The sequence below is a fragment of the Bacillus sp. AF62 genome (assembly GCF_050312695.1).
Lineage (GTDB): Bacteria > Bacillota > Bacilli > Bacillales > Bacillaceae_G > Bacillus_A > Bacillus_A cereus.
In genome coordinates, this window is sequence record NZ_JBNPJZ010000028.1 from 1 (window position 1) to 1321 (window position 1321).

Consider the following 1321-nt stretch of genomic DNA (forward strand, 5'->3'; position numbering starts at 1 on the left):
TCCCCTAATGTTGCATAAATGTCATCTACATCCACTTGGCTTTCCACAATGCCTTTCGCAGGTGGGAATCCACTCGTTCGTGCAGTAGGCAAATCCACCTGATGCTGAAACTCTTTTTTCCGTAATCCCTTGAGGTACGCTGTATTCAAGAACTTTTCCACGTTTTCATCACTTCGCAAAAACTCTTGCAGTGACCACCTGTACTCCCAGAAATATTCTGGCCTGGTTAACACGGTGTGATAGTGATCTATGGCTTGCTGCAACTCCTCTACACCGAAGGTGTTTAATCTTGCTTTGATTTTGGATACGGTCTTCTGCGTCAGTACACGGTGTTCGATAATCTCCTTTTCGTTCCAGTGTTGGAAGATGGATTCACACGCTTCTTTCTCCTCTTGCTGTTGAACGATTGCTTTCTCTGATGGCGTCTCCTCTTCCATTTCGGACGGTATATATCTTGTTAACTTAGTATTGTTAATATTAGTATTGTTCGTGCTCACCTCATGAACAAGCCTTCGTTCATCTCCTGAACAAGCTCCATTCATTTCCCGAACTCCCCTGTTCAATTGGTGAACATCGTTGATGCAATAACAATTTGACATATTCCCTTGTTCTTTGGATGCACGCTTTTCTTTTGTTACATAGCCCATCTCAATTAGGATGTTTAATGATTTAATGACTGTGTTTTTGGACATTCCGACTTTCTTTCTGATTGTGGATAAAGAGGGGAAGCATGCCCCCGTTTCTTTGTTGACATGTCGACAAAGCGTGATATACACCGCCATTTCTTTATGCGTCAATCGTTCATCATCTACGACTTCGTTATCAAGTATAAAAAAGCTGCGTATTCTCTCATCTTTCAGCATGATTCCATCCCCACTCCTATGCCATGTAATTGTCTCTATTATTTTTCTGATATAATCTCTTTTTGTTCTACAGGTAGTTCCTCTTGCTCTTCCAATTCCACTTCAATAAACTCCGGCTCTTCCGTAATGTCTTTTCGCACTACTTCATCTTGCTGCGCTTGTGTTTGTACTTCTATGCTGATTGGTAAGTATTTAAACATGTAACGAACCACGGTTTTCTTCGCCATTTCTTCATAGTCGCTACTCCAAGGGCTATAGCTAGAATTAGCGGCTGCAGAACGTTTCCGGCGTTTCTCAATTTCACTTTTCGGCATGAACTCCATTTGATACCCGCCGTCTTTAAAATGAGCAACTGCATACGCACCAATAAACGCACCACGATCTCCATGTGATGGCTTATGCTCCAATTTAGGATGCAGCCCCAACTCATACTCGAATTCGTCATTTTCATGTACAGC

At 42.2% G+C, this 1321-nt stretch carries 2 protein-coding genes; both read right to left on the reverse strand.

Annotation, left to right across the window (positions count from 1 at the left end):
• Window positions 1–863, reverse strand: an 863-nt coding sequence (locus tag ACQRBL_RS03615; RefSeq protein WP_427733923.1) for a helix-turn-helix domain-containing protein, incomplete at its 3' end; no start/stop codon positions are given.
• Between the two features lie 38 nt (window positions 864–901).
• A partial coding sequence (locus tag ACQRBL_RS03620) for a recombinase RecT (RefSeq protein WP_427733925.1) occupies window positions 902–1321 on the reverse strand: 420 nt, incomplete at its 5' end.